A 7,604-nucleotide genomic window follows, 5' to 3' on the forward strand; every position below is an offset into this window, starting at 1 on the left:
TCGAAGGTTCAAAATTGGATTATACCTACGCCAGGACGTTAGTGGTTTGGTAAACGTTCTGGCTTTTAGTTATTTATTGACCTAGTCATCGGTTATTTTGAAGGAATAAACTAGAAAAGTGTGGAATGTTATGTGGAATGTTAAATGAGGCTAAATTTAAGTTGAGGTACATGGAAGGTTAGATTTGATGAATAAAAGAGCGAATTCCAAATTATTTTTAAGTTTTTGCCTGGCAATTATTTTGATAATCAGTTTACCCCTGAGTATAGTAGTCGGACAAGGCGGCCCTTTTACAGAAATTAAAGAAAAAATGGCGAGTATTTCTGAAAGTGAACATGAGAACCTTCAAAATCTATTCGTTCTCAGTCAGCAGATTACAGAGATAGGGAAAGAGGAAGAAAGGGTTACTCAGGATATAAAAACAAAAAAAATAGAAATAGAGGGCTTGAAAGTAACCATTGCAAGTGAAGAAATGGCCTATACAAAAAAATGGAGGACCTTAGGCAGGTATTTAAGAGTTATCAGAGGATGGGACCGGGGACTTACTTAGAAATAATTCTTAATTCAGACAATCTGGCAATGCTCCTCAGGAGAGTCAATACTTTGAGGGATCTTACTCGCAACACGCAAAAACTTATGGAGTTGTTGGAAGAGAGTAAAGCAAAGCAGTTAACTGAAAAAGAAAACCTTGCCCAAAAAATCGCTAGTTTAGAAGACAATCAAAAACTGCTCCAAGAATCCCTGACTAAGAAAAAGCAGTTAATACAAGATCAGGAGAAATATCTTACCTCCTTGAAGGAAAAAAGGGAGTCTTACCAAGAAAATCTTTCGAACCTGCAACTGAACTGGGACGAACTTAAAACGTCTGTTCCGGTGATTATAAAAGAGCTCTCCAGAATTATCGATGAGGGATACATTCCACCGGAAAAATTAAATATCTCGTTTAATTTCATGAGTATTAGAGGAACTATCGATGAAAAAACCCTAAATGATCTAATTTCTGAGTATCCCTTACTCCCTAAGATTGTCTTAAAATTTTATCCAAACAACGTTCAAATTAGCATGCCTGAAGAAAATCTTGTTCTATCAGGGAACTTTGTTATACAAGAGGCGCAGGCCCTGAAATTCCAGGTCAAAGAGGGTAGCTTCTATGGGATGCCACTGGATGCTGGCGCAATAGAAGATTTGTTCCTAAAAGGTGACTTAGTATTTAAGCTTAAGCTACCTATGAGCACCAACTACAGACTTAATTCTATTAGGACAAGGGATGGATCTTTGGAACTGACAATTACACTAGATGCTGAGGAGGCCAAGGTCAAGGATGATTAAAGCAAAAGGAGTTAGTTTGAGGTTTCCTAATGGCACAATAGCCATAAATAATATTGACCTGCAAGTCGAACCAGGAGATATGGTCTATGTTACAGGGCCTAGTGGCTCTGGGAAAACGAGTCTCTTAAAGCTATTCATGGGAATTGAGTATCCGACCATAGGCTCGCTAGAAGTTTTGGGTCAGCAAATGGATAAAGGTCAGACTTCAAGAATAAGGCAGTTGCGAACGAGCATAGGACCTGTTTTTCAAGAATTCAAACTAATAAAAGGGAGAACCGTAGCCGAAAATGTCATGCTCGGCATGCGTTTTCTAGATCTTTCTCAAGATCAATTAAAGGAAAATGCCCATGATGCCTTGGCTAAGGTCGGGTTAGAACACAAGGCTTCTTCATTGGTGGAAAACCTGTCGTGGGGGGAGAGCCAGAGAGTAGCTATTGCTCGGGCTGTGGCAAGGAAACCTTTATTAATCTTAGCAGATGAACCTACGGGCAATTTGGATAAGGACAATGCCATTAATATCTTAGAACTTTTCAAATCGTTTATCGATCAAAAAACGTCAGTGATTATTACGACCCATGCTACGCATCTGATTGACGCAGAAAAACATTGCAAGTTAATCCAGATGAACAAAGGAAGTTTGAGTTGGGAAAGGTTAGGATGAACATAGTATGAAACTATTTTCTTCAAATGCAGGTTACTTTTTCAAAGAAGTAAAAACGATGATCCGATTGAATTTATTTTCTAATAGTTTAACAATTTTTAGTACGGGCCTTATTTTCTTTATTCTAGCCATGATAATTTCTGGTTGGTGGGTAAGCAGTCATGTTGTTAATGTCGTCCAGGGGGAGGCAGAAATAAATGTTTATCTTGATGAAGAAATTTTAAATAACAATACAGGTGTAAGTCAGATGGTTGAAAGTATTAAAGGGATAGAGGGTGTACAAGCGGCGAGGGTAGTTGATCAGGATGAAGCTTACAACAGGATGGTCGAAATCCTCGGAAAAGAAGCAAGTGTTTTAAATAAATTTGACGATAATCCTTTTAGCTCTTTCGTTGAGTTAAAAATAGATCTTCAAGAAATCGACCCAGTCTTAGAAAAATTAACCCACATGATGGGCGTTGAACATGTCAGGGACAACAGAGAAGTTTTGGAGCGCCTTCGTAATATTGCCGAGGCATTAAGGGTGGTGGGGATTCTAGTGGTGGCTGCCGTGGGTATATCTACCCTGGTGATCATATCTCACATTATTAGGCTTGGAATTTCCAACAACAAGGAGCAAATTTACACTCTGAGATTATTAGGCGCACCGGAACTATTTATTGCGTTCCCTTTTCTGCTTGAAGGTTTGTTATTAACTATAGGGGGCGGCATACTGGCTGTGTCTCTGGCAACGTTCTCGATATCCTATCTATATGCTCAAATGGCAGGGCCCCTTCCCTTTATTCCTCTTCCGCCCCTAAAAGAACTTGTATCGGGTATGGGCATAGTGGTTATGTCGCTGAGTGCAGTCCTGGGATTCGTCGGTAGCCTACTTGGGCTGGTATCGGTAAGAAACAATTAAGACGATAAATAAAACTATTCGGCGTGGACGTTTACACATCTGCCCATCACTACAGCTATAAAAAGTCAAGGAAAGTCTTGGGAAAAACAGGTAGGTATGGTTGGCTTGTTTTGAGGAGGCCTGCCAAGGGCCCAAAAGGCAAGAGGGGAAGTAAGAATTGAAACGATGTGTTCGAAGTGGAGAAGGCACAAATGAATACTGAAGCTGAGATCTCTTTATTCTGTTATCTCTTCACTGGCCAGCAACTGTTCTAAAATCTCCGTTTTAGGTGTGAGGTACAAAGTCCAGTTTTGGTCATAGATCACCATCCCTGGTTTAGCTGAGTTAGGCTTCTTTAACTGTTTGACATGGGTGTAATCCACAGCGACTTGAGAAGAGCCGCGAGCTTGACTGTAATAGATTGCTAAGGCTGCTGCTTCTTCAAGGGTGGTATCATCCGGGAATTCTTCTCCCTCATCCAGGGGGACCAGGACGTGTGAACCGGGAATTTGTTTGACATGCAGCCATAAATCATTGGGCTTTCCTTTACGCAAAGAGAGCCAATCATTTTGAGCATTATTTTTGCCAACAAAAATGCTTTTGCCCTGACTTGAACGATAGATGCGGGGCTGAGGAACCTCCTTGGGGGATTTTAGTTTGGATTTCGCATTCGCCTGGGGGCGACCCTTTTTAAGTTTAAGGGTATTCTTTTTCAGATGCTTTCCAGTCACATACCCTTGTCCTACTAGTTCGAGATGGATTTCAGTAAGCTCAGTTAGGGTGGATGCTTGATCCAAACTTACTCGCAAGGAAGCAAGGTATTGTACTTCCTCGAGTGTGGTTTCTTTGAGGGATTTTGTCTTGAGCAAGGTGGCTTTAGCTTTGTTATAGAGTTTGTAGTAATGCTGGGCGTTGTCAATGACACTGATATGAGGATTGAGGGGAATGATAACGGAAGCGAGAGTAGGATCAAAATAATCTTCCACTGAGGCTTCAACTGTTCCTTGGGGGATGCGGTAGAGATTAGCGGTCAAAAGTTCTCCCCACTTTTGGTAGTTTAGACTTGAATTGGCGTTGAGGAGGGCTTCTTCATAAATTTTAAGTTTCTTACTAAAATGAGCATGTTGTTCTTGGACAATTTTTCGTAGAGAGCCTCGTTTTGATTCAAGCGAGTTATTGCTGGTTTTTGACTGATAAAAGATCTGTACTGCGTCATTCAACGAGGGAACGTTTTCTCTTCTTAAGTCTTGGTATTGTTGAAAAGGGGTAAAACTAAAGGCTACCAGTTGGGTTTTGAGTGCTGGATTATAGTAGAGGCAAGGTTTAATTTCGAGAATCTCCTCAGGATTGCATAACCTACGGTAAGCCTGAAAAAGCCGTGAACAATCAATATCACCACACTGATGGAGGAGAATCTCTGGCTTCAATCCGGCTTGGATTACGATTTCGCGAGCTAATTCTGGGCTGATCCCGGCAAAACGGGCAAGCAGGATACTCGTAATAGAACGTTCTAGATCCTCCTCATAAAGGGTCTGTCGCCAGAGTTCTTCGTTTTCTTGAGGGGGCAGTTTTCCCTGAGAAGGAGGGGCGAGATAAGTCCGTCCAGGCAACACTTCACGGTATTGGCTTAGGGCATGAGAGTATCGTTTAAGGCCGTCAAGAATCGTATGGGTGGTAGGGTCTACGAGAATAAGATTGCTGTGTTTTCCCATTATTTCTAAGTGCAGATGTAAAGACACTAAATCCCCACGGTCGTTGTAATTTTGGATTTCAAAGGTCACGACGCGTTCGAGCGCTGTTTGATGGAGGTTAACAATTTTACCACCCTCTAGGTGTTTGCGGAGAATCATACAAAACATAGGGGGAGAAGGTGGGTTTTTTTTAGTTTCTTCCGTGAAGTGGAAACGGGGGGAAGTAGCGCTGGTGCTAAGTAGAAGGCGTCTTGAACCCTGCTGACGCAGTTGGAGATGGATTTCATCTTTTTCAGGTTGATGGATTTTATCAATACGTGCTCCGATGAGTTGTGGAGCAAGTTCACTTACTAGGTAGGCTAGGGTAACACCGTCTAAGGCCATGTGATGACATCCTTTCAGAACAAGAATCATTTTTAGTATAACACACTTGTTTTGCTGAGGCATTTTTCCATACTTTTGGGAATAAGCATGTACTACAAAAGGGACAAAGCCTCTTATCGATGACTGTTTGAACTTTAGTCATTGGATAAATCAGCAACCCTTTAGATGAAGCGAAAACTCCGTCTAAAGGAAGTTTCTTTTAACTGTTGATTACAAAAGGAGGAAAAAGGGCATGCGGCAACAGGCGTGGCATGTGTTGCCTTGGCTTGACGTGGCCAAGGCATTGGAGGTACATCCGAGTAAAGGGTTAAATCTTAAGGAGGTTCGTCGCCGGTTACAGGAAGTTGGGAACAATGTTTTAGCAGTAAAAAAAGGGACACATCCGGTGTTTTTGTTTCTTGGACAGTTTAAGGATTTTATGGTATTGGTCTTATTGGCTGCTACGGTCGTCTCGGGGCTATTAGGTGAAATCGCGGATGCTATTACGATCTTAGCAATCTTAATGATTAATGCCATTCTTGGTTTTGTTCAGGAGTTTCGCGCGGAGCGTTCTATGGAATCTCTGCGCTCTCTTACCGCCCCTGAGGCACGAGTGCTGCGGGAAGGTATGGAGCAACGGATTCCAGCTGCCGATGTTGTACCCGGGGATATTGTCCTGTTGGATACAGGAGACCGTATTCCGGCAGATTTACGTTGGATTCAAGCAGTTAACATACAAGTGGAAGAATCAGCCTTGACTGGGGAATCTCATCCTGTGGGCAAAAGTATTTCACCCCTTCAGGATGAACTTACCCCTATGGCAGACCGACAAAACATGGGCTATATGGGGACTTCTATTGTGAATGGTCGGGGGGCTGGGGTAGTCGTGGCGACTGGGATGGAAACAGAAATGGGTGTCATTGCCGACATGATTCAAAGTGTGGAAGAGGAAGAAACCCCTTTGCAGAAGCGTTTAGCGGAGTTGGGTAAATGGTTGGTTCTAATCAGTTTTCTGGTCTGTGCTGCTGTAGTGGGTACGGGAATTTTAAGAGGGGAAGACTTTTACAAAATGTTCTTCACAGGAGTTTCATTGGCAGTAGCTGCGATCCCGGAAGGTTTACCGGCTATTGTCACGGTGGCTTTAGCAGTAGGCGTTCAACGCATGGTCAAGCGGCAAGCGATCATTCGGAAACTGCCGGCTGTTGAAACATTGGGGTGTGCAACGGTGATTTGTTCCGATAAGACAGGGACTTTAACCCAAAATGAAATGACAGTACGCCAAATCTACTCAGATGGACGAAAGATAACCGTTTCAGGAGAAGGATATGATCCTAAAGGAGAGTTCCGGGGTGCAAATCCAGAGAAAGAACGGGATCCCCTCAACGCGGCGTTAAAGATTGCGGCACTTTGCAATAATTCTGTCTTAACTAAGAAGGGAGTTCAAGTTGCCGGCCTCTTTCGTTCTAAAGGCAAGGATGCACCTTGGGGTATCGAGGGAGATCCGACAGAAGGCGCTATTTTGGTGGCTGCGGCTAAGGCGGGGATATGGCGAGAGGTTTTGGAACGCAAGCAAGAGCGAATCGGTGAGTTGCCTTTTGATTCTGATCGAAAGAGGATGAGCGTTGTTTATCAGACAAAGCAGGGGCGTCGGGCCTATGTCAAAGGTGCCCCCGATATGGTGCTAAGACTTTGTCAGAAAGAGTTAACCGGGCAAGGCGTAGTAGACCTGTCCGTAGAACGTAAAAATAGTATCATGCGGGCCAACGACGATATGGCACGTCATGCGCTACGTGTTTTAGCGGTTGCCGAAAAACCATTGTCAGAGTTAGAGCCCCTCGATGAAAACGTAGAACAAGGCCTGACCTTCGTCGGACTCTTGGGAATGATTGATCCACCGCGAATCAGCGCAGTAAAAGCGATTAAAGTCTGCCGACATGCAGGAATTAAACCGGTTATGATCACGGGAGATCACCGCCTAACCGCAGAAGCTGTCGCTTATGAATTAGGAATGATCCGCGGTTCGAGTGGAGGGATCATAACGGGTGCAGAATTGGAGCGGACGTCTGATCAAGAATTAAGTGAACGTATTATGGATATTTCCGTGTTTGCCCGAGTAACCCCGAAAGATAAACTCAGAATTGTGCGAGCTTATAAAAAGCGGGGACAAGTGGTTGCCATGACTGGAGATGGGGTTAACGATGCCCCTGCAGTTAAAGAAGCGGATATCGGAGTTGCAATGGGTAAAACAGGGACTGATGTAACTAAGGAAGCTTCAGCAATGGTTTTGGGGGATGACAACTTTGCGACGATCGTGGCGGCAGTTGAAGAGGGTCGAGGGATTTACGACAACATACGCAAGTTTATTCGTTATTTACTTTCCTGTAATTTAGGTGAAGTTCTAACGATGTTTCTGGCAACGCTCGTTGGACTCCCTCTTCCATTACTTCCCATCCAAATATTATGGGTTAATCTCGTGACTGACGGATTGCCTGCGATGGCGTTAGGGGTGGATGGAGCGGAACCGGGCATTATGAATCGACCACCTAGGGCCCCAGGAGAGAGCATTTTTGCGCGGGGCTTAGCAGCGAAAATTGGGATTAGGGGGACATTTATCGGACTTGGAACCCTCTTTGTTTTTGTAGCTGCGCTTTTTATAGGGGTCAATATGCTAGGGGCCCGC

The 7,604-nt window shown here is 43.7% G+C and carries 6 protein-coding genes; 5 read left to right on the top strand and 1 reads right to left on the bottom strand.

From position 1 onward, the window contains the following. Window positions 1–184: 184 nt before the first annotated feature. From UF75_RS06530 to UF75_RS06545, 4 genes are read left to right on the top strand one after another with little or no spacing between them, the layout of a single operon-like run. Window positions 185–550, top strand: coding sequence for a hypothetical protein (locus tag UF75_RS06530; RefSeq protein WP_156146267.1), 366 nt, complete (start codon window positions 185–187; stop codon window positions 548–550). A 53-nt stretch (window positions 551–603) separates the two neighbouring features. Next, window positions 604–1,329: a hypothetical protein gene (locus tag UF75_RS06535; RefSeq protein WP_156146269.1), complete on the top strand. Its 726-nt coding sequence runs from the start codon at window positions 604–606 to the stop codon at window positions 1,327–1,329. Next, entirely contained in the window at window positions 1,322–1,990 is a 669-nt protein-coding gene (locus UF75_RS06540) for an ATP-binding cassette domain-containing protein (RefSeq protein WP_045573801.1), read from the top strand. Before UF75_RS06535 ends, UF75_RS06540 begins: the two co-directional genes overlap by 8 nt. 7 nt (window positions 1,991–1,997) lie before the next feature. Beyond that, complete coding sequence (locus UF75_RS06545; RefSeq protein WP_045573802.1) at window positions 1,998–2,891, top strand: permease-like cell division protein FtsX; 894 nt, start codon at window positions 1,998–2,000, stop codon at window positions 2,889–2,891. A gap of 215 nt (window positions 2,892–3,106) precedes the next feature. On the opposite strand, the gene UF75_RS06550 is transcribed toward UF75_RS06545, so the two are convergent. Beyond that, window positions 3,107–4,945: an NFACT RNA binding domain-containing protein gene (locus tag UF75_RS06550; RefSeq protein ID WP_045573803.1), complete on the bottom strand. Its 1,839-nt coding sequence runs from the start codon at window positions 4,943–4,945 to the stop codon at window positions 3,107–3,109. A gap of 232 nt (window positions 4,946–5,177) precedes the next feature. Here UF75_RS06550 and UF75_RS06555 point away from each other — a divergent pair. After that, the coding region (locus tag UF75_RS06555; protein WP_045573804.1) for a cation-translocating P-type ATPase at window positions 5,178–7,604 on the top strand (2,427 nt) is incomplete at its 3' end.

Source organism: Desulfosporosinus sp. I2 (assembly GCF_000960765.1).
Lineage (GTDB): Bacteria > Bacillota > Desulfitobacteriia > Desulfitobacteriales > Desulfitobacteriaceae > Desulfosporosinus.